General features: G+C 67.2%; 16 protein-coding genes. 7 read left to right on the top strand and 9 right to left on the bottom strand.

Features of this window, described 5'->3' with window-relative positions; genetic code table 11:
• Window positions 1-52 precede the first annotated feature (52 nt).
• From V7060_RS14525 to V7060_RS14515, 3 genes are all read right to left on the bottom strand, one after another.
• Window positions 53-847 (bottom strand): isocitrate lyase/phosphoenolpyruvate mutase family protein, encoded by a 795-nt coding sequence (locus V7060_RS14525; RefSeq protein ID WP_334179964.1) that lies wholly within the window; start codon window positions 845-847, stop codon window positions 53-55.
• Between the two features lie 106 nt (window positions 848-953).
• Window positions 954-1,175, bottom strand: a complete 222-nt coding sequence (locus V7060_RS14520) for a hypothetical protein (RefSeq protein WP_334179963.1) — start codon at window positions 1,173-1,175, stop codon at window positions 954-956.
• Window positions 1,176-1,603: 428 nt separating this feature from the next.
• Window positions 1,604-2,470: a M28 family metallopeptidase gene (locus tag V7060_RS14515; protein ID WP_334179962.1), complete on the bottom strand. Its 867-nt coding sequence runs from the start codon at window positions 2,468-2,470 to the stop codon at window positions 1,604-1,606.
• Between the two features lie 155 nt (window positions 2,471-2,625).
• On the opposite strand from V7060_RS14515, the gene V7060_RS14510 reads away from it, so the two are divergent.
• Complete coding sequence (locus V7060_RS14510) at window positions 2,626-3,273, top strand: response regulator (protein ID WP_334179961.1); 648 nt, start codon at window positions 2,626-2,628, stop codon at window positions 3,271-3,273.
• Between the two features lie 637 nt (window positions 3,274-3,910).
• On the opposite strand, the gene rne is transcribed toward V7060_RS14510, so the two are convergent.
• Entirely contained in the window at window positions 3,911-7,075 is a 3,165-nt protein-coding gene (gene rne, locus V7060_RS14505; protein WP_334179960.1) for a ribonuclease E, read from the bottom strand.
• Window positions 7,076-7,460: 385 nt separating this feature from the next.
• On the opposite strand from rne, the gene V7060_RS14500 reads away from it, so the two are divergent.
• Window positions 7,461-8,459 (top strand): RluA family pseudouridine synthase, encoded by a 999-nt coding sequence (locus tag V7060_RS14500; RefSeq protein WP_334179959.1) that lies wholly within the window; start codon window positions 7,461-7,463, stop codon window positions 8,457-8,459.
• Window positions 8,460-8,513: 54 nt separating this feature from the next.
• Here V7060_RS14500 and V7060_RS14495 read toward each other — a convergent pair whose 3' ends face one another.
• The 3 genes from V7060_RS14495 to V7060_RS14485 form a co-directional block, all read right to left on the bottom strand.
• A complete protein-coding gene (locus V7060_RS14495) occupies window positions 8,514-9,002 on the bottom strand; it encodes a hypothetical protein (protein ID WP_334179958.1) in 489 nt (162 codons plus the stop codon).
• 96 nt (window positions 9,003-9,098) lie between these two features.
• Window positions 9,099-9,512 (bottom strand): energy transducer TonB, encoded by a 414-nt coding sequence (locus V7060_RS14490; RefSeq protein ID WP_334179957.1) that lies wholly within the window; start codon window positions 9,510-9,512, stop codon window positions 9,099-9,101.
• Complete coding sequence (locus V7060_RS14485; protein ID WP_334179956.1) at window positions 9,512-9,859, bottom strand: 4a-hydroxytetrahydrobiopterin dehydratase; 348 nt, start codon at window positions 9,857-9,859, stop codon at window positions 9,512-9,514. Before V7060_RS14485 ends, V7060_RS14490 begins: the two co-directional genes overlap by 1 nt.
• 92 nt (window positions 9,860-9,951) lie before the next feature.
• On the opposite strand from V7060_RS14485, the gene V7060_RS14480 reads away from it, so the two are divergent.
• Window positions 9,952-10,548 (top strand): NfuA family Fe-S biogenesis protein, encoded by a 597-nt coding sequence (locus V7060_RS14480; RefSeq protein WP_334179955.1) that lies wholly within the window; start codon window positions 9,952-9,954, stop codon window positions 10,546-10,548.
• 15 nt (window positions 10,549-10,563) lie between these two features.
• Window positions 10,564-12,222, top strand: a complete 1,659-nt coding sequence (locus V7060_RS14475) for a hypothetical protein (protein ID WP_334179954.1) — start codon at window positions 10,564-10,566, stop codon at window positions 12,220-12,222.
• A gap of 98 nt (window positions 12,223-12,320) precedes the next feature.
• On the opposite strand, the gene V7060_RS14470 is transcribed toward V7060_RS14475, so the two are convergent.
• Together V7060_RS14470 and V7060_RS14465 are read right to left on the bottom strand one after the other, a co-directional pair.
• Window positions 12,321-12,776, bottom strand: coding sequence for a cytochrome c (locus V7060_RS14470; protein WP_334179953.1), 456 nt, complete (start codon window positions 12,774-12,776; stop codon window positions 12,321-12,323).
• 7 nt (window positions 12,777-12,783) lie between these two features.
• Window positions 12,784-13,179 carry a c-type cytochrome gene (locus V7060_RS14465; protein WP_334180008.1) on the bottom strand — a complete coding sequence of 132 codons (396 nt, stop codon included), beginning with the start codon at window positions 13,177-13,179 and terminating at the stop codon, window positions 12,784-12,786.
• Between the two features lie 409 nt (window positions 13,180-13,588).
• On the opposite strand from V7060_RS14465, the gene V7060_RS14460 reads away from it, so the two are divergent.
• The 3 genes from V7060_RS14460 to V7060_RS14450 are packed head-to-tail and all read left to right on the top strand — an operon-like array spanning window position 13,589 to window position 21,299.
• Window positions 13,589-14,674: an efflux RND transporter periplasmic adaptor subunit gene (locus tag V7060_RS14460; RefSeq protein WP_334180007.1), complete on the top strand. Its 1,086-nt coding sequence runs from the start codon at window positions 13,589-13,591 to the stop codon at window positions 14,672-14,674.
• Window positions 14,671-18,189, top strand: coding sequence for an efflux RND transporter permease subunit (locus tag V7060_RS14455; protein ID WP_334179952.1), 3,519 nt, complete (start codon window positions 14,671-14,673; stop codon window positions 18,187-18,189). Before V7060_RS14460 ends, V7060_RS14455 begins: the two co-directional genes overlap by 4 nt.
• Window positions 18,186-21,299 carry an efflux RND transporter permease subunit gene (locus V7060_RS14450; protein WP_334179951.1) on the top strand — a complete coding sequence of 1,038 codons (3,114 nt, stop codon included), beginning with the start codon at window positions 18,186-18,188 and terminating at the stop codon, window positions 21,297-21,299. Before V7060_RS14455 ends, V7060_RS14450 begins: the two co-directional genes overlap by 4 nt.
• Window positions 21,300-21,365: the final 66 nt, after the last annotated feature.

Raw genomic sequence — 21,365 nt, 5'->3', positions numbered from 1 at the left:
CAGTCGGGTGTCGCCCCGGCGTGATGTAGGAAAATTCCTACCCATCTGGCGATCAGCCGAACAGGCCGTTGATCGCGCCGTAGCCCATCCCCTGCTGGTCGGGCAGGGCGGTGCGGTCGTCGCGCAGGAAGGTGCCGACCTGTGTGGCCAGTCGCCCGTACATCGACTCGGCGAGCGCCGAGCCGGTGCTCACGCGGCGCACGCCGAGGGCTTCCAGCGCGGCGAGGTCCTGCAACTGCGGGCGCAGCATCACGTTGAGCGGCAGGCCGGTGGCCGTCGCGATCGCGCGGATGGCGTCGGCGTCGACCAGGCCCGGCACGAACAGGCCGTCGGCGCCGGCCTCGCGATAGGCGGCGGCACGCCGCAGGGTTTCGTCGACGCGCTCGCCTTCCGCGGCCAGACCGCGCAGGTAGACGTCGGTACGTGCATTGATGAAGACATCGATGCCCTGTGCTGCGCAGGCCCGGCGGATGGCACGGATCTTCGACGTCAGCACAGCCGGATCCCCGGTGCCGTCCTCCAGGTTGATGCCGGCGGCCCCGGCGCGCACCACGCGCAGAACCGTGTCGGCGACACGGGAGGGGTCGTCCGAGTAGCCGCTTTCGACGTCGACGGTGAGCTGCACGTCGATGGCGCGCGCGATGCCGGCGACGGCATGCAGCAGGGCGTCCACGTCGAGGGCATCGCCATCGGGATAACCCTGCGCCCACGCCAGCCCGGCACTGGTGGTGGCGACGGCGGGGGCACCCAGATGCTCGATCAGGCGGGCAGTACCGGCATCCCAGGCATTGGCGAGGCGGAGCAGACCCTGTGTGTGCAGGGTGCGGAAGCGTGCGGCGGCGGTCATGGTGTTCCAGTCATGGGCGCGGGATCGACAGGATGCCAAGGGTGCCATGCACGTGCCCGGCGGACTCACCACATGCGGACACTGACCTCGCGCGGGTGGCCTCGGCTCAGGCGCAGAGTCGCCAACCTTCGAACAGCCGCCAGCGTCCGTCGCCGCCTTCGATGTTGATGGCGTAGTCCAAGCCCTGCTGGTGGCGCTGGTTGGCCAGCTTGACCGCGTAACCGAGTGCAGCGCCCGGCGTACTGAAGTGCAGGGGAGGCGACTCGTTGATGGACAGTTCGTAGGAACCGTCGTCAGCCGGTGTGTGGAACAGGTCGAAGGTCATCATGGGGAATGTAGCGCGCATTGCTTGCACGGCAACCTACGCGACGCTCCGTGACGTCGATGCATAGGGGGTCAGCCCGATGTTTGCGACGATTCAGTCGTGTGCATAGGCGTGAGAAAACTGTGCGGTCGGGCTGAACGGTCTACACGCCGCCTTCGCATCCGCGCCCGTACAACAGCGCGCAGTGGTCGGGCCGGCGGATCCACCCCTTCCGTCTCCCGCGCACCCCCTGCTACCGAGCCGCAAGGCTGACACCCAGGGCGCCACGAGAGAACCGAACGCAGCGTACCGGACACCCCCTGTTCCTTAGCTGCGCCTGGCGGTGGACCGCGAGTCCGACACCGTCGCCGCCCGGAGAGCCAGGCGTGTTCTCGCCCCAACGCAAACGGGCCCGAAAGGGCCCGTTCGTGTATCCGCCGTGCGCGACGCGATCAGTGCATAGCCAGGTCCCAGGCACGCAGGCTCTGTTCGACCACGCGCAGCGCATCGTCCACACGCGTGTTGTCGAGTTCGCCGGTGGTGTCGCGCTCGCTGTGGATCACCTGCATCACCTTCGGCATCTGCGCTGGCTTGCCGCCACCGAAGACGGTGAGGATCGGATCGATCTCGTCGCCCCCGACCAGGGAGAACGACACCGCCGGCCAGCCGGCCTTGAGGAAGGCGAGGTGATCGGTCGGCGGGTACTTGTCGCCGGGGGAAAAGCCGAGTTTCTCCTGCGCGCTGGCGGTGCGAAGCGTGGCGACCAGCGGACCGTCGTTGGCCGGCGCCATCATCCACAGCGTGTCGCCCCAGCCGAAGACGTCGAAATTGACGTACAGCGCCGGCTTCTCGCGCCCCTCGGTGGCGACCCACGCACTCGAACCCAGCAGGCCCTTTTCTTCGAGGTCCCAGAACACGACCTGCACGCGATGGTGGGCGAGCGGCCTGGTTTTCAGCGCCTGCGCCAGTTCGAGCACGGCGGCAACGCCGGAGGCGTTGTCGGTAGCGCCATGGCCGACGGCGACCTTGTCGTAGTGCGCGCCGATCAGCAGCAGGGGGGCGTTGTCGGGTCCGCCAAGGTCGGCGACCAGATTCTGCCCGGCCTGGCCCTGCTGCTCGAACGGCTCGCGCTTCCACGCAATGCCCATCGCGTCCAGCCGTGCACCGATGGCATCGCCGCGTGCGGTGGTATCGGTATGCGCACTGATGTCGCCCACCTGCGTCTGCCAGCGTGCGGATACGTCATCACGGGCGAACCCGGGCGCCGCAGCGAGCGACAGCAGGAAGGCGAAGCACACGCGGTGTCGAAGGTCGGACATGGAGGTATTCCCGATGGAAAGCCCGAGTATGCCGCAGTGCGCGTGCCGTCTGGACCGTCGTATACGCATGTAGCGAACGCACATCGCTACAATGTTAATTGCGCGGCGATGGATGGCCCCCCTACGCTCGACCCGTCCCCAAGGCATCCGTATCCATGACCATCCGCGTTTTCCTGATCGACGACCACGCGCTGGTGCGCACCGGCCTGCGCCTGATCCTTGGCACGGAAAGCGATATCGAGGTGGTGGGCGAAGCCGAGACGGGGGAGGCGGCATTGCCAATGGTGCGCCAGCTCAAGCCCGACGTGGTGTTGTGCGACCTGCACCTGCCGGGCTATAGCGGCCTGGAAGTGACCGAGCGCCTGGTACGTGCCGATATCGGGGTGCGCGTGATCATCGTGTCCGTGCTGGAAGACGGCCCGCTGCCGAAGCGCCTGCTGGAAGCCGGTGCCTCCGGTTACCTCGGCAAGGCGGGCGATGCGACGGAACTGATCCGTGCGGTGCGCGATGTGGCACGCGGCAAGCGCTATCTCGGCAGCAACGTCGCGCAGAACCTGGCGCTGCACACGGTCGGTGGCGATGCCTCGCCGTTCGATGCGCTGTCGCCGCGCGAACTGGAAGTGGCCATGCTGCTGACGCAGGGCCTGCGCCAGGAAGAGATCGCCAAGCGCCTGAGCCTGAGCGCCAAGACGGTGAACACCCACAAGACGCGTCTGTTCGAGAAGACCGGCGTGCAGGACAACATCGCGCTCGCACGGCTGGCCGCGCAGTGGGGCCTGATGGACCCGACGCGCGCGCTCTGAGCGGGATTCCGCGCAGTCCGTGGAATCGCGTGGCCGGCATCATCCCAGCGCCGTTGTCCCAGTACCGTCCTTCCAATCCCGCTCTTCCAGTGAATGCTGGAATCCATCGCCCGTGCGAGCCGCTGACGTCGCGGCGAAAGCAATATGGGTCCCAGCCTTCGCTGGGACGACGGCAATGGTCGAGGCGTCCACGCGATCCCGTGATTCCAGCGAACGCTGGAATCCATAGCGCTTGCGAGCCGCTGGCGTCACGGCAAAAGCAAGATGGGGTCCAGCCTTCGCTGGGACGACGGCAATGGTCGATGCGCTCGACCGATCCCGTCATTCCAGCGAACGCTGGAATCCATAGCGCGTGCGAGCCGCTGGCGTCGCGGCGAAAGCAAGATGGGTCCTAGCCTTCGCTGGGACGGCGGCAATGGTCGATGCGCTCGACCGATCCCGTCATTCCAGCGAACGCTGGAATCCATAGCGCGTGCGAGCCGCTGGCGTCACGACAAACGCAAGATGGGTTCCAGCCTTCGCTGGGACGACGGTACACGTCATAACTCTGATCCCGTCAGTGATAGCTGACCCCTGACACGACACTGGCCGCTTGCGCGGCCAGTGTGCTTTCCGACATCGGAAGAATTACAACGCGTCAGGCGTTGCGATTCTCGGTGGTGTCGTCGTCCTGCGGCTCTTCCTGCACTATCTCGTCGGCCGGCTTGACCGGCGTCACCACTGGCTCGAACAGGCTGCGCGTGACCGACGGCGGCGTGTCCGCATCGGCGACGAAGAACAGCGAACCGGTGGCCGGCGTCGTGACGGGTTTCGGCGCGGCCGGCGGCGGCGCAGCGGCCTCCAACGGTGCTTCGGCTTCGGCGGTGGCTTCGTTGACCGCGTCGACCAGGTCGATCTGCACGGGCTCGTTGCGCGCGGCGGCGACCACCGGGGTCTCCACGATGGCTTCCACGGTTTCGACCGCGGCGACGATCGGTGCAGGCGTCTCGACCGCTTCGACGACCACGGGCGTCGGCTCGGCGGCGATCTCGGCCTTGACCGTCTCGACGATGGCGACGGCGGCCGGTGCTTCGTGCTGCACCGTGGCGATCACTTCCGGCTGCACGCGCGCAGCTTCGGCCTTTACTTCCTGGATGACCTCGACGGCGGTTGCCGTCTCGACCACGACCGGCGTGTCGACGATGGCAGCTGCCGGTGTCGTGGCCACGGCCGCAACGACCGGTGCAGCGACCGCGACCGGAGCAGCGATCGCAGCTGCGACAGGTGCGGCCGGCTGCGGCTTCGGCGGGCGCGGCGCGGCGACGACAGGTTCTTCGTCATCGAAGTCGAACTCGGGCTGCGAGCGGTCGGCGACGGGGGCGTCGTCGTCGCTACCGAGGTCGTCGGCCATCAGGCCTTCTTCGCCTGCGGTCCCGGCTTCGCCATTGCCACGGCGGCGGCGGCGGCCGCCACGACGGCCACGGCGGCGGCGGCCGCCTTCACCGGTGTCGCCGTCGGCGGACGCTGCAGCTTCTTCGCCGTCGATGACGATGGCCTGCGTTGCATCGGTGTCGAGCTGCGGCACGTCCGACGCGGGAATCGCGGCGGGTGCGGCGACCGGCGCGGTGCGCACGACGTCGGTCGTGGCGACCACGGCAGCGGCGGCCGTCACGGCGTCGACAGCGACCGGGGCGACGGGCGGGGCCGTCTCCTGCTGCGGCGCGCGCGGCTGACGCTGGCCTTCCGGCTTGTTGCCCTGCTGGCCCTGTGGCTGCCTGGGCGCCTTCGGCTGCTGCTGCGCATTGCCCTGGCCGTTCTGCGGCTGGCCCTGCGGCTTCTGCTGCTTCTGGCCCTGTGGCTCGTTGCGCGGCTTCTGCTGCTGGGCGTTGCCGCCCTGTGCCTTGTCGCCCTTGTCGCCCTTGTTGCGCTCGTCGCGGCGGTTGTTGTCCTGCTTGCCGCCACGATTCTGCTGGCCGCGGGCGTCACGGTTGTCGCGGTTCTCGCGACGGCCGTTGCCGTTCCCGTTGCGATCGCTGCGCTGGCGGTTGTCCTGCTGCGGACGGGTCTGCGGGGCAGTGGCCGCGGCTTCGCCGCCGCCGAACAGGCGCTTGAAGAAGCCGACCACGCCACCCGAGGCAGGCGCAGCAACGGCGACGGGCGCGGCGACCGGCGCCGGTGCGGCGACAGGAGCCGGCGCTTCACGCTCTTCGCGCACCGGGGCCGGCTGCGTGTGCTTGACGTGGGTGACGGCAGGCGCGGCCGGGATGTTGAGCTGCGCCTTGGTCAGCGCATGCACCGGCAGCTTGCGCTGGGTGCCGCGGTGGTAGCTGGGCTTGCTGCTTTCTTCGCCCAGTTCGTTCTCGCGGATGCGGGTGACTTCGTAGTGCGGTGTATGCAGCGCTTCGTCGGCCACGATGATGACGGGCGCGTCGTGGCGTTGCTCGATCTCGCGCAGGGCACTGCGCTTCTCGTTGAGCAGGAAGTTGGCGATCTCCAGCGGGGCCTGGATCAGCACCTGCCCGGTGTTGTCCTTCATCGCATGCTCTTCGGCCACGCGGATGATCGACAGCGACAGCGACTCGACGCTGCGCATGCGGCCATGGCCCTCGCAGCGCGGGCAGACGATCTGGCTGGATTCGCCCAGCGAGGGACGCAGGCGCTGGCGGCTCATTTCGAGCAGGCCGAAGCGCGAGATGCGGCCGATCTGCACGCGGGCGCGGTCGTACTTCAGCGCGTTCTGCAACTTGTTCTCGACGTCGCGCTGGTGCTTGTTGCTCGACATGTCGATGAAGTCGATCACCACCAGGCCGCCCAGGTCGCGCAGGCGCAGCTGGCGGGCGACTTCCTCGGCCGCTTCCATGTTGGTGTGGAACGCGGTTTCCTCGATGTCGCCGCCCTTGGTGGCGCGTGCCGAGTTGACGTCGATCGCGGTGAGGGCTTCGGTCTGGTCGACCACGATGGAGCCACCGGAGGGCAGGCGGACATTGCGCTCGTACGCACCCTCGATCTGCGATTCGATCTGGAAGCGGTTGAACAGCGGGATGTCGTCCTTGTAGGCCTTCAGCTTGCGCAGGTTGTGCGGCATGACCTGCTGCATGAACTCGCGGGCGGTGTCGTACAGCTCGTCGGTATCGACCAGGATCTCGCCGACGTCGCTGCGCAGGTAGTCGCGCAGGGCGCGCACGATCAGGCGGCTTTCCTGGTAGATCAGGAAGGGGGCCGGCTTGGTCAGCGCGGCTTCGGCGATCGCCTTCCAGACGCTGAGCAGGTAATCCAGGTCCCACTGCAGTTCTTCGGCGTCGCGGCCGACGCCGGCGGTGCGGATGATCACGCCCATGTCGTCGGGGATGGCCAGCGCGTCCATCGCCTTCTTCAGCTCGGCCCGGTCGTCGCCCTCGATGCGGCGCGACACGCCGCCGGCAGTGGGCGAGTTCGGCATCAGCACCATGTAGCGGCCGGCCAGCGAGATGAACGTGGTCAGGGCGGCGCCCTTGTTGCCGCGTTCGTCCTTGTCCACCTGGACGACGACTTCCTGGCCTTCCTTCAGCAGTTCGCGGATGCCGGCCTTGTTGTGGTCGACGCCGGCCTGGAAGTAGTCGCGGGAAATTTCCTTCAGCGGCAGGAAGCCATGGCGGTCAGCGCCGTAATCGACGAAGGCGGCTTCCAGGGAGGGCTCGAGTCGGGTGATGCGGCCCTTGTAGATGTTGGACTTCTTCTGTTCCTTCGACGGCTGTTCGATATCGATGTCGTACAGGGTCTGACCGTCGACGATGGCCACGCGCAGTTCTTCTGCCTGCGTGGCGTTGATCAACATGCGTTTCATTGTGCGTTCCTCGCGCGCTGCTACCGCGCGGAACGCCATGGGGTTTCGCCTCTGGAACGTTGCACCGCCCCTTGCGCAGGCGCAGCGGGACAGATCGGGTTTCCAGCGCTACGACACCACGGCAGGCCGCGGGAGCGCTTTTCTTTCTAATAGGTGTTGCGGGGCCGGAGGCAGCTTCCCTCTAGAGGGGGCGCCACGCGGGACATGTTCAGCATCAGGTGCCGTCACGCACCCGGCGGTATCCGGGCCTGCCGATCAGCCGCTAACATGGCCGCCCCTGGGGCGGTGGCCGCGCACTTGCCGGAATCGCGGGGAGACGGGCTTCTGGCCCAACTGCAACTCCCTGCGAAATCAAACCCTTATCTCGCCCTCCGAGTGTAACAGAATGAATGGCTCCAACCCCAGCCTCCCGTCCGAGAAGCCTGCCGCGGGCGCCAAGAGCGCCGTGCGCACGGTCAAGGTGCCGGAGGACCGGGGTGGGCAGCGGCTGGACAACTTCCTGTTGGGTCAGCTGAAAGGCGTGCCGCGCAGCCTGGTCTACAAGCTGGTGCGCAGCGGCCAGGTGCGGGTGAACGGGGGGCGCGCGAAGGCCGAGCGCAAGCTGGAAGGCGGGGACGAGGTACGGATTCCGCCGGTCAGTCTCGTTGAGGAAGGAGACAAGGTCGCGCCGCCGGCCGGCTTCCTGAAGCGGATGGAGGCGGCCATCGTCTTCGAGGACGAGCGCCTGCTGGTCATCAACAAGCCGACCGGCGTGGCCAGCCACGGCGGCAGCGGCATCAGCCATGGCGCCATCGAGACGATGCGCGCGCTGCGCCCGAACCAGACGCTGGAACTGGTGCACCGCCTGGACCGCGACACCTCCGGGCTGCTGGTGATGGCCAAGAAGCGTTCGGCGCTGTCCGAACTGCAGGCGCTACTTCGCGAGGACAGCGAAGATGGCACCCGCGGCATCGAAAAGCGCTACCTGACCCTGCTGGTCGGCCGCATGCCCGATGGTGTGATGAGCGTGGACGCGGCGTTGCACATCGGCCTGCGCCAGGGTGGCGAGCGCCACGTTCAGGTGCACCGTGACGGCAAGCCGTCGCTGAGCCACTTTCGCGTGCTGGAACGGCGTGGCGGACATTCGTATTGCGAGGTGCGCATCGAGACCGGCCGCACCCACCAGATCCGCGTGCACGCCCAGCACATCGGGCATCCCGTCGCCGGCGACGACAAGTACGGCGACCCGGCCGTCAACAAGCGCCTGCGCGAACAGGTCGGATTGAAGCGCCTGTTCCTGCATGCAGCGTCGCTGCAGTTCGCATTGGATGGGGGCAGGACGCCCTACGTGCTCAATGCGCCCCTGGCCGACGATCTGGCCGCCGCACTGGATCAGTTGGGCTGAGCGCCATCAGCAGGTCGTGCTGCAGGATGGGGATGGATGGAACACGAAGGGGCGTCAGGCGATATCCATCGAGGCCGTGAAGTCTTGGGGATCCAGTCCTTCGAGCACGTGCGTGACCGTGGAATGGAACGCCTGGAGGTTGAAATCCCGGGGCTTCCGTTTGGCGGCTGCGGCGCGGTGGATGGAATCCAGCAGTGACTGCGTGAAAACATCCCACTGCGCGGCAGGGCTGAGGAATCGAACGTCGGGCCAGTCCACCTGTCCGACCGACAGCAGCAGTCTCATCTTGGGGCGATAGCTGACGTAGTCTCGGGTACTTTCGAATCCGAAACCCTCGGAGGTATCCAGAATCTCGAACCCGAAAACATAGGTGTCGATGGATTCACCAAAGGACAAGGTGGTCATCGCCTCATTGACGAGTTGCTCGATCCGGACGAGCTTCAACCACCACACGCCCTTGCCCGGATCAAACCTCCAGCCGGCCTCTGCATCGCTCGCGTACTTTACCGTCCAACTGGCGGACAGCTTTAGCTGGAACTTCATCGAGTTGTTCCCCGGCAGTGCGACGTGACTGCGATTCACGTACATCAAGAAAAATGCGCATGAGGCGTGCACCATCCATCGCAACTTTGGTAGATGTCAGCCAGCGCCCTGCGAGAAGCAGCGCGTCGGCTTTTCCAGCACCGGCGGGAACGTCACCGGTACGTTGATCGTGTGGCTGACCGGCTTGCCGTTGCGCGTGGCGGCGCGGAACTTCCAGGTCTGTACCGCCGCCAGCGCGGCCTTGTCGAGCGCGGCATTGCCACTGCTCTGTACCTGGGCAACGCGGGCGGGCACGCCATCCTTCTCGATGGTCACGCGCAGCACCGTGGTGCCGCCGTCGCTGTTGCATTCGGCTTCGGCTGGGTAGGCAGGCGGTGGGGTATCGATCGCGGCCAGTTCGGTCGGCGCGATGAGCGGTGCGGTCGATTCTCCCTGCTTCTTGGCGCAGGCCGACAGGGCGAACATGCCGGCGAGCAGCAGCATCGGCGCTACGGGGATGCGACGTTCCATCAGGATTCTCCCAGCAGGGCGCTGGCCTTGGCCGCGCAGATGAAGTCGTTCTCGCTCAGGCCACCGACGTCGTGCGTGGAGTAGCGCACCACGGCGCGGTTGTAGTGCACGCCGAGGTCGGGGTGGTGGTCCTCGGCATGTGCGACGAAGGCGAGGGCGTTCACGAACGCCATGGTCTCGTAATAGTTGTCGAACGGGAACGTGCGCAGCAGCGCATGCCCGTCTTCCACCAGTTCCCAGCCCGGAATCTGCGGCAACAGTTCGGCGATGCGGGCCGGCGGCAGGCGGTGTTCGCTGCCACGCAGCGGGACGCAACGCGCACGGGCGAGGGGGATCAGGTCGGACATGGCGCTTCTCCTGCTGGGCGGCCAGTCTGAACGAAATGCGACGACCGGTCGGTGAACGTGAATGCCCGTCGGGCAGCGGCTAGAATAGCCGCATGATCCAGATTTCCGACAGCGCGCAGGCGCACTTCCGCAAGCTGATCGAGCGCGAGGCCTTGCCCGGCCTTGGCGTGCGCCTGAGTGCGGTCCACCCCGGTACTGCGCAGGCCGACGCGCGGCTCGAGTTTGCCGAACCGCGCGATCTGGCGGGCGACGAATGGGCGGTGGATTGCGACGGCTTCACGCTGTATGTCGACGCGGCCAGTGTCCATTGGCTGGACGGTGCCGACATCGACTACGTGTTGAAGGGGGCCAGCACCCAGCTGACGATCAAGGCGCCGCGCATCAAGGGTGAGGCGCCGGACGAGGCCGCGTCGCTGGTCGAACGCGTGCGCTGGGTGATCGACAACGAGATCAATCCGCAGCTGGCCTCGCACAAGGGGCGGGTGGCGGTGGAAGAGGTCGGTGGCGATGGCGTGGTGTGGCTGCGCTTCGGCGGCGGTTGCCACGGCTGCGGCATGGCGGACGTCACCCTCAAGCAGGGCATCGAAAAGACGTTGATGGCGCGCGTCCCGGGGGTCACCGCCGTGCGCGACGCTACCGATCACGGGACCGGCGATGCGCCGTACATCCCGCGCGGCAACGCGGCCTGACGGAGTCGAACGCCGGTGACGCGCGCCACCGACGTCATCGCACACCTGCTGCCACGCAAGGCGGCGCCGATCGTTGAACGCCAGACTGGCCTGCCTTTCGGCTGGGGCCTGTGGTTGCGCGCATTGCCAGAACGGCTGGGCCGCATCACGAAGGAAAAGGCCGACGCCATCGTCGACGCCCTGGCCGTGCGTGCGCCGCACGGCCGGCGTGCGGTCCCGTTCCTGCCGGGCAGGGCACGCGCACTGCGCTCGCTGTTCTACCAGGGATGGGGGCCGCCGCCGCGCGAAGAGCGCTGGATGCGCTGGGCGGCGGGCGTCAGCAGCAGCGTGCTGCACCTGCTGTTCTTCCTGTTCCTGCTGTGGGTGGCGCTGGTGAAGATCCCGCCACCGCCGGAAGAGGCGGGCGACAGCAGCCGCGTGCGGCTGCAAATGGTCGGGGAGGGCAGTCCGGAAGACGTCGGCGGCGCCACCCAGGCGGGTGAAACCTCCACGGCGCAATCCGCCAGTGCCGCAGCCGCATCCCCGCCGTCGGTCTCGCCTTCACCCGCGGCATCGCCGTCCGCGGAGCAAGCGCCGCCGCCGTCGGTCGTCGCGCCTGCGGTGGCGATGGAGGTACTACCGGTGCCGCCGCGCGATGTGCCGGTACCCGAAGTCGCGGACCAGCCGCTGCGGGTGACCGAGGTCGCCGAACCCACGCGCGCGTTCGTGCGACCGCCGCCCACGCCGCGGCAACCGGACATCACGCAGCCTGCGGTGCGTGACGTGGGTGTTCCCACGCGCGAGATACCCGCGCCCGACACCGCGCCTGTCGTGCGTCGCGACGTGCCGGTTCGCACGGTCGACGTTCCCGCCATGGCCACGCGTGATGCAGCGGTCCGCGAGCGCGAGATGGCGGTGCCCGCGCCCCAGGTGCGAGCGGCACCGGTGCCGTCGCGCGAGGTCACGCCCCGCGCGGTCACGGCGCAGGAGCGCGGCGTGCGCCAGGCCGACATCCGCGAGCCTTCACCACGGCCCGCCCCGATGCCAGCCCCGCAGGTGTCGACGGGTACCTCGACGGCAGCCTCACCGTCCACGGCCTCGTCTTCGGTGACCACACCACCAAATGCATCGGCGACGACCGCGGCGCCGCGTGGCACGACCGCACCGGCAGCCAGCACACGCGGTCCCTTGCCGGCTGCAAAACCCGGCGGCTGGAACACCCCGGCGCGCACGGACGACTGGGGCAACGCACGCGACAACGTGGCAGGCGACAGTGCAGCGGATGGCCGTGACAAGGCTGGGCTTTACAACGCCGATGGCAGCCTGCGTGTGCCCGGCAATGCGGGCGACGCCATCGCGGACCGTGGTGCGCCGGGTGGCGGTAACGACCAGTGGACGCGCGAGCGGCTGGAAGAAGCGGGCACGTGGTTGCAACGTCCGCCCTACGACTACGAACCCACCAGTTTCGACAAGTACTGGGTACCCAGCGAATCGCTGCTGGCCGAATGGGTGCGACGGAATGTGCGTGAGATGGAGATCGCCATTCCCGGCACGAACATGAAGCTCAAGTGCTCGATCTCGGTGCTGCAGCTCGGCGGCGGCTGCGGTCTCGGCAGCCTGTTCCCGGAACCGCCCAAGGCGCGGCCACCGCCGGAGATCCCGGTCAAGCGCACGCCCATCCCGACCGACAGCTGATAACGCACAGGTTTCAGTGCTCTAGTGGGAGCATGCAGTTGCTGCAAACAGAAACGGAGCCTTGCGGCTCCGTTTTTTCGTTCCCGGCGAGGGACGACTTACCTGTGCACCTTGTGCAGATCGCGCAGCTGCGACGGACGCGAACCGAAATACGCGGCCAGGTCCGAAATGTCCTGGTCGCTCAGGCCGGCGGCCTGCGGCGTCATCAGCGCGTGCTGGCGGTCGCCGCTGCGGTACGCCTGCAGCGCGTGCGCCAGGTAGTCGCCGTACTGGCCACCCAGCTTGGGGTAAGTATCGTCGATCGGCGCATTGCCTTCGGCACCGTGGCAGTCCACGCAGCTCTGGCCGGTTGCCTGGCCTTTGGCCTTGGCCAGTTCCTCGCCCTTGGCCGGGTGGCCCTTGGGCAGGCCGGCCGACGAACTGGAACCGTGTTCGCCACTGGCGTGGCCGGGATTCTCGGCCGAGGCCTCGGTGCTTTCCTTCGAGCAAGCCACCAGGGCGAGGGCCGCGAACAGGACGATGGCTAGACGCTGGGCGTGCTTGGCGTTGGGCATGGTGGTCTTACTTGACGGTGGAAAGGAAAGCGGCGATGTCGGCGATGTCCTGGTCGGAGAAACTCTGCGCCTGGGCCTGCATCGTGGGGTGCTTGCGGTTGCCGGTGCGGTACTCGAGCAGCGCGTTGGCCAGGTAGTCGGCCGACTGGCCCCCGATCTTGGGCACCTTGAAGCTCGGGTAGGCATTCTTGTACCCCTCGATGCCATGGCAACCTTGGCAGGTATAGGTGAGGGTGCGTCCGGTGTCGGCATTGCCGACCAGCGGCTTCACGGCAGCAGGAGCGGTGGCGGCGGGCGCGGCCTCGACCGGCGCCGGGGTGGCCGGGGTTTCCTGTTGGGCGGTCAAGGCAGCCAGCGGAAGGGCGGCCAAAGCAAGGCAAGCGGCGAGCGGCAGCGGTCGCATCATTCTCGAAAAACTCTCAGGTTGCGCGCGCCACGTACCACCGCAGCGCTTGGCTGAACGCAAGTATAGCCTGCGACCGAATGTCACGCACAGCGCGTCCCCTCTGCATGGTGGTAAGCAACATTGCGCGTGTTCCCGAGGTGCCCCATCGCTGCATCTTCGTTGCCGGACGAACTGGCGGTCGTCATGCCCGGCCACGGCCGGCAGTGTGATGCTCGAACCTGCGATCGGTCGGGCCGGTGATGCACCACAAGGCGCGACGCAAGTCACCATGACCTTCGGCGCATGGAAGTCATTCATGGGTGATATACCTTCATACAACACCACCACAACACCACCAGGGTACCGCCCCATGTCCCGACCCCGCCCCCCCTCCGGCCGTTCCTTCCTGCGCCTCGCACTGGTCCCCGTGCTGTGCGGCCTGCTGGTCCTGTCCGCCTGCAAGGGGGGAGGCCCGACGCCTGAGGCCCAGGCCAAGAACGGCGACGCCCCCAAGGAGCCGGATGCCGTTCCGGTCGAGGTCGCCAAGGTCACCCATCGCCCGGTGGCTGCCAGTTACAGCGGTACGGCGGCGCTGGAAGCGCTGGGCGAATCGCAGGTTGTCGCCAAGACCTCCGGCGTCGCGCTGGCCGTGCTGGTCGAGGAAGGCCAGGTGGTCCGTGCCGGCCAGGCACTGGTGCGGCTGGATCCGGACCGCCTGCGCCTGCAGGTGGCCCAGGCCGAAGCGCAGATGCGCAAGCTGGAGAACAACTACCGCCGCGCCCAGCAGCTGGTCGAGCAGCAGATGATCAGCGCCAACGACGTCGACCAGATCAAGTACGACCTCGAGAACGCACGCGCCTTCTACCGCGCAGCCGCGCTGGAGCTGTCGTACACCACCGTCACCGCGCCGATCTCGGGCGTGGTGGCGTCGCGCTCGATCAAGACCGGCAACTTCGTGCAGATCAATACGCCGATCATCCGCATCGTCGACCAGTCGCGCCTGGAGGCCACGTTGAACGTGCCCGAGCGCGAGTTGTCCACGCTGAAGGCGGGCCTGCCGATCGCGCTGTCGGTGGACGCGCTGCCCGGCAAGGTGTTCCAGGGCACGGTGGACCGCATCGCGCCGGTGGTGGACTCGGGCAGCGGTACGTTCCGGGTCGTGGGTTCGTTCGCCAGTGACGGCGTGCTGCAGCCGGGCATGTTCGGCCGCATCCGCATCGACTACGACCAGCGCGCCGATGCCCTCGTGGTCCCCCGCGTCGCACTGCTCGACGACGGTGACCCGGCCGTGTTCGCGGTGCGCGACGGCAAGGCCTCGCGCGTGCCGGTGAAGGTGGGCTATGTGGACGGCGAGTGGATCGAAGTGCGCGAAGGCCTGAAGGCCGGCGAGCAGGTCGTGACCGCCGGCAAGGTGGCCCTGCGCGAAGGCAGTGCCGTGCAGGTGATCGGTGCCGAACCCGCCAAGGTTGCCGCCAAGCCCGAAGCAGACAAGAACACCGGAACCAAGCAATGAGCACATCCGGTCACGCTCCGGGGGAGCACGACCCCCACGCGGTGAAGGACGATGGAACCGTGGGCGGCGGACTGGTCGAGTTCTCCACCCGTCGTCGCGTCACCGTCGCGATGTTCTGGATCACGATGTTCCTGTTCGGCGTGATCGCGCTGGGTTCGCTGAAGGTCAACCTGCTGCCCGACCTCAGCTATCCCACGCTCACCGTGCGCACCGAGTACACCGGCGCGGCGCCGTCCGAGATCGAAACGCTGATCAGCGAACCGGTGGAAGAAGCCGTCGGCGTGGTGAAGAACCTGCGCAAGCTGAAGTCGGTCTCGCGTACCGGCCAGAGCGACGTGGTGCTGGAGTTCGCCTGGGGCACGGACATGGATCAGGCCAGCCTGGAAGTCCGCGACAAGATGGAAGTGCTGTCGCTGCCGCTGGAGGCCAAGGCCCCGGTGCTGCTGCGCTTCAATCCGTCGACCGAGCCGATCCTGCGCCTGGTGCTGTCCAACAAGCAGGAACCGAAGGACGACACCGACGCGATCCGCCTGCTCACCGAACTGCGCCGCTATGCGGACGACGACCTGAAGAAGAAGCTGGAGCCGGTCACCGGCGTGGCGGCGGTGAAGGTCGGCGGCGGTCTGGAGGACGAGATCCAGGTCGACATCGACCAGCAGAAGCTGGCCCAGCTCAACCTGCCGATCGACACCGTCATCCAGCGTTTGCAGCAGGAGAACATCAACATCTCCGGTGGGCGCCTGGAAGAAGGCTCGCAGCGTTACCTCGTGCGCACGGTCAACCAGTTCGCCACGGTCAACGAAATCCGCGAGATGCTGGTGACCACGCAGAGCGGCGGCGACAACGCCGCGGCGTCGGCGGCCGCGCAGATGGCGGCGATCGCGGCCTCCACCGGGTCTGCCGAAGCGATGGCCGCGGCCGCGTCGGTGCAGAGCGCATCCGGCGGTGGCGGCGCGGTCATCGCCGGTGGTGTGCCGGTGCGCCTGAAGGATGTGGCGCAGGTAAAGCAGGGCTTCAAGGAGCGCGAGGCGATCATTCGCCTGGCGGGCAAGGAAGCCGTGGAACTGGCCATCTACAAGGAAGGCGATGCCAATACGGTGTCCACGGCCGAGGCCCTGAAGACCCGCCTGGAGCAGCTGAAGCAGCAGGTGCCGCCGGATGTGGAACTGACGATCATCGACGACCAGTCGTTGTTCATCGAACACGCGATCGCCGACGTCAAGAAGGATGCCGTGATCGGCGGCCTGCTGGCCATCCTGATCATCTTCCTGTTCCTGCGCGACGGCTGGAGCACCTTCGTCATCAGCCTGTCGCTGCCGGTCTCCATCGTCACCACGTTCTTCTTCATGGGCGAACTGGGCCTGAGCCTCAACGTCATGTCGCTGGGCGGCCTGGCATTGGCCACCGGCCTGGTGGTGGACGACTCCATCGTGGTGCTGGAGAGCATCGCCAAGGCACGCGAGCGCGGGCTGGGCATCCTGGAAGCCGCGATGGTCGGCACCCGCGAAGTCAGCATGGCGGTCGTGGCGTCGACATTGACGACGATCGCGGTGTTCCTGCCGCTGGTGTTCGTGCAGGGCATCGCCGGCCAGCTGTTCCGCGACCAGGCACTGACGGTCGCCATCGCCATCGGCATTTCGTTGATCGTGTCGATGACGCTGATCCCGATGCTGAGCTCGCTGAAGGGCCGGCCGCCGCTGGCGTTCCCGGAAGAAGCGCCACATCCGCAGTGGAAACCCGAGTCGCGCTGGCAGAAGCCGCTGGCCGCGACGGGCCGTGGCGTCGGTGTGGCAGGCCGTGGCGCCTCGTTCGGCCTGGCCTGGCTGGTGGTGCGCGCGTGGCGCGGCGTGGCCGCCGTCATCGGCCCGGTCATGCGCAAGGCCAGCGATCTTGCGATGGCGCCGTACAACCGTGCCGAAGCCGGTTACATGCGCCTGCTGCCTGCCTCGCTGCAGCGTCCGTGGCTGGTGCTGGGTTTCGCCGCCGCGACTTTCCTCGTGGCCCTCGCCACAGTGCCGATGCTGGGCGCGGACCTGATTCCGCAGCTGGCTCAGGACCGCTTCGAGATGACGGTGAAGCTGCCGCCGGGCACCCCGTTGGCCAGGACCGACGCGCTGGTCCGCGAGTTGCAGAACAAGCACGCAAAGGCCGAAGGCATCCACGCGCTGTACGGCGTGAGCGGCAGCGGCACGCGGCTGGATGCGAATCCGACCGAGAGCGGCGAGAACATCGGCAAGCTGACGGTGGTGATGGCGAATGGCGGCAATGAAGCCATCGAAGCCCGCGAAACCGAAGCGCTGCGCGCGACGATGAAGGACCACCCGGGTGCGCAGGTCGACTTCAGCCGTCCGGAGCTCTTCAGCTTCTCCACGCCGCTGGAAGTCGAACTGCGCGGCCAGGACCTGGCCAGCATCGAACACGCGGGCCAGAAGCTGGCGGCACTGCTGCGCACCAATCCGCACTATGCCGACGTCAAGTCGACGGTGGAGCAGGGCTTCCCGGAGATCCAGATCCGCTTCGACCAGGAGCGTGCGGGTGCGCTGGGCCTGACGACGCGCCAGATCGCCGATGTGGTGGTGAAGAAGGTGCGTGGCGAAGTCGCTACCCGCTACAGCTTCCGCGACCGCAAGATCGACGTGCTGGTGCGTGCGCAGGAAGGCGACCGCGCCTCGGTGGACAGCATCCGCAGGCTGATCGTCAATCCCGGCAGCGCGCGTCCGGTGACGCTGTCGGCCGTCGCCGACGTGGTCGCCACCACCGGCCCCAGCGAGATCCACCGCGCCGACCAGGTGCGCGTGGCCATCGTGTCGGCCAACCTGCGCGACATCGACCTGGGCAGTGCGGTGCAGGAAGTGCAGAAGATGGTCGCCGAGAATCCGCTCGGCGCCGGCGTCGGCATGCACATCGGCGGCCAGGGCGAAGAACTCGCGGAATCGGTCAACTCGCTGCTGTTCGCGTTCGGCCTGGCGGTGTTCCTGGTGTACCTGGTGATGGCGTCGCAGTTCGAATCGCTGCTGCATCCGTTCGTCATCCTGTTCACCATTCCGCTGGCCCTCGTGGGTGCGGTCGCGGCGCTGTTCCTGACCCGGTCGCCGGTCTCGGTGGTGGTGTTCATCGGCCTGATATTGCTGGTTGGCCTGGTGACGAAGAACGCCATCATCCTGATCGACAAGGTCAACCAGCTGCGCGAAGCCGGCGTGTCCAAGCGCGAAGCGCTGGTCGAAGGCGCGCGCTCGCGCCTGCGTCCGATCATCATGACCACGCTGTGCACGCTGTTCGGCTTCCTGCCGCTGGCCACCGCGCCGCTGTTCGGCAGCCCGGGCGCGGAAGTCCGCTCGCCGATGGCGATCACCGTGATCGGCGGCCTGCTGGTGTCCACGCTGCTGACGCTGCTGGTTATCCCGGTGGTCTACGACCTGCTCGACCGTCGCGCCGACGACTACTACCTGGCGCGCGGTCGCCGCGCCAGGAAGCCGGCGGCGATGCCGGCGGACGGGGAGGGCGAACCCGCATGAGCGTCGCGGAGTTCAGCATCAAGCGGCCGGTCACGGCGGTGATGTTCTTCATCTCGCTGTTCGTGATCGGCCTGATCGCGGCGATCCGGCTGCCGCTGGAGGCCTTTCCCGAGGTGTCGCCGCCCTTCATCTTCGTGTCGCTGCCGTACACCGGCTCGACGCCGGAAGAGATCGAGCGCACGGTGCTGCGTCCGGCCGAGGAAGCGCTGTCGACGATGGCCGGCATCAAGCGGATGGAGTCCAACGCCAAGGCCGAAGGCGCACAGATCTTCATCCAGTTCTCCAACTGGGACCGCGATGTCGCCATCGCGGCGTCGGAGGCGCGCGAGCGACTGGATGCGATCCGCGACGACCTGCCGGACGACCTGCAGCGCTACTTCGTCTTCAAGTTCTCCACCACCGACCAGCCCGTGCTGCGGGTGCGCCTGGCCAGCAAGACCGACCTGACCGGCGCGTACGACATGATCGAGCGCGAGTTCAAGCGTCGGATCGAGCGCATTCCCGGCGTGGCGCGCGTCGAAGTGTCGGGCGCGCCGCCGAACGAGGTCGAGATCGCGATCAACCAGGACCGGCTGACCGCGCACAACCTGAGCCTCAATGACCTGACCACGCGATTGCAGGCGGTCAATTTCTCGATCTCCGCCGGCGTCATCAGCGACGGGTCGCAGCGCCTGCGCGTGCAGCCGGTCGGTGAACTGACCGACCTGCAGCAGCTGCGCGACCTGGTGGTCGGCAGCGGCAACGTGCGGCTCGGTGACATCGCCGACGTGCGCCTGAAGCCGGCCCGCATGGACTACGGTCGCCGCTTGGACGGCCAGCCGGCGGTCGGGCTGGACATCTTCAAGGAGCGCAACGCCAATCTGGTGGAAGTGTCCAGCAACGCGCTGAAGGAAGTGGAGGCGATCCGTTCGCAGCCCTCGCTCAGCGACGTGCAGGTCAAGATCATCGAGAACCAGGGCGAGAACGTCACGTCCTCGCTGCTGGAGCTGGCCGAAGCGGGCCTGATCGGCCTGGTGCTGTCGATCGTGGTGCTGTGGTTCTTCCTGCGCCACTGGCCGTCGGTGGCGATGGTCACGCTGGCCATCCCGATCTGTTTCGTGATGACCCTGGGCTTCATGTACTTCGCCGGCGTGACACTCAACATCCTGTCGATGATGGGGCTGCTGCTCGCGATCGGCATGCTGGTCGACAACGCGGTCGTGGTGGTGGAAAGCATCTACCAGGAGCGCGAGAAATACCCGGGAAATCCGGTGTGGGCCTCGATCGTCGGCACCCGCCACGTGGCCATCGCGCTGTCGGCCGGTACGCTGTGCCATTGCATCGTGTTCGTGCCCAACCTGTTCGGCGAGCGCAATTTCCTCAGCATCTACCTGGGCCAGATCGCCATCACCATCTCGGTGTCGCTGCTCGCGTCATGGCTGGTGGCGGTGAGCCTGATCCCGATGATCTCGGCGCGGCTGAAGACGCCGCCGCTGGTGCGCACGGAGCGCGGCATCATTCCCCGCATGCAGAATCGCTACGCCGGTTTCCTGCGCTGGACGCTGGAGCACCGGGGCTGGAGCGTGCTGGGCATCCTGCTGATCGTGGTGGTGAGCTTCGTGCCGATCAAGTTCACCAAGTTCGACATGTTCGGCGGCGACAGCAGCGGCGAAGCCGAGCTGTACTACCAGTGGAAGGGCGCCTATACCAAGGAGCAGATGTCCGACGAGATCCTGAAGATCGAACGGTTCCTGCAGTCCAACCGCGAGAAGTACCACATCACCCAGGTGTACTCATACTTCAGCGAACAGGGCTGGGGCGGTACGCAGGTGAAGTTCGATACCGACAAGGCCAGCGAAACCAAGCCGCTGGTGGAGCAGTTGCGCAAGGAACTGCCGAAGTCGGCGCGCGCCAACATCGGCATTCGCGGCGAAGGCGGCGGGCAGGGCGGTGGCGGCCAGCCGGGGCAGGGCGTGTCGTTCCAACTGGTCGGCGACTCCACGCAGACGCTGTCGGAAATCGCGAACGACCTGATCCCCATCCTCGCCAAGCGCAAGGAGCTGCGCGACGTGCGCGTGGACGTCGGCGACCAGAACAGCGAACTCACCGTGCGCGTGGACCGCGAGCGTGCCGCGGCGTTCGGCTTCAGTGCGCAGGAGGTGGCGCGCTTCGTCAGCCTTGCCTTGCGCGGCGCGCCACTGCGTGAGTTCCGCCGCGGCGAGACGGAGGTGCCGGTCTGGGTCCGTTTCGCAGGCGCGGAGGACTACGGCACCGAGGACCTGGCGGGCTTCATGGTGCGTGCGCCCGATGGCCGCACCGTGCCGCTGCTGAGCCTGGTGAACGTGGCCGTGTTGCCGTCCGCCACGCAGATCCAGCGCACCAACCGCCAGACCACGCTGTCCGTGCAGGCCAACCTGGCCGAGAAGGTCACGGTGCCGGAGGCACGCAAGGCGCTGGAGGAGACACTGTCCGGCATGACGTTCCCGGCGGGTTACAGCTACTCGTTCGATGGCAGCGCCTTCCAGGAGGACGACGAGGCGATGGCGCAGATGATGTTCAATCTGCTGATCGCGCTGGTGATGATCTACATCGTGATGGCGGCGGTGTTCGAGTCGCTGCTGTTCCCGGCGGCGATCATGAGCGGCGTGGTGTTCTCGGTGTTCGGCGTGTTCTGGCTGTTCGCGCTGACCGGCACCACGTTCGGCATCATGTCCTTCATCGGCATCCTGGTGCTGATGGGCGTGGTGGTGAACAACGGCATCGTGATGGTCGAGCACATCAACAACCTGCGGCGGCGTGGCCTGTCACGCACGGATGCGCTGGTGGAAGGCAGTCGCGAACGCCTGCGCCCGATCCTGATGACGATGGGTACGGCGATCCTGGCGATGGTGCCGATCGCGATGGCGAACACGCAGATGGCGGGCGACGGTCCAGCCTATGCCCCGATGGCGCGTGCCATCGCGGGTGGCCTGGCGTTCTCCACCGTGGTCAGCCTGCTGTTCCTGCCGACCATCTACGCCATCCTCGATGATCTGCGCAGCGGTACGGCGCGCACGGTCAAGCGTGCACGTCAGGGACGCGGCGGTGCCGCGGCGACCGCCAGCAGCGTGGCCGGCATGCACGCGGAGTGAGCATCGGACGAAAGGAAAAAGCCGGGCATCGCCCGGCTTTTTCTTTGGGTGATGTGTCGGGGAGGA

Source organism: Pseudoxanthomonas sp. (genome assembly GCF_036845285.1).
Taxonomy (GTDB): Bacteria; Pseudomonadota; Gammaproteobacteria; order Xanthomonadales; family Xanthomonadaceae; genus Pseudoxanthomonas_A.
Note: the sequence above shows the minus strand (reverse complement) of the source record. Positions and strands in the feature narration are given on the sequence as shown.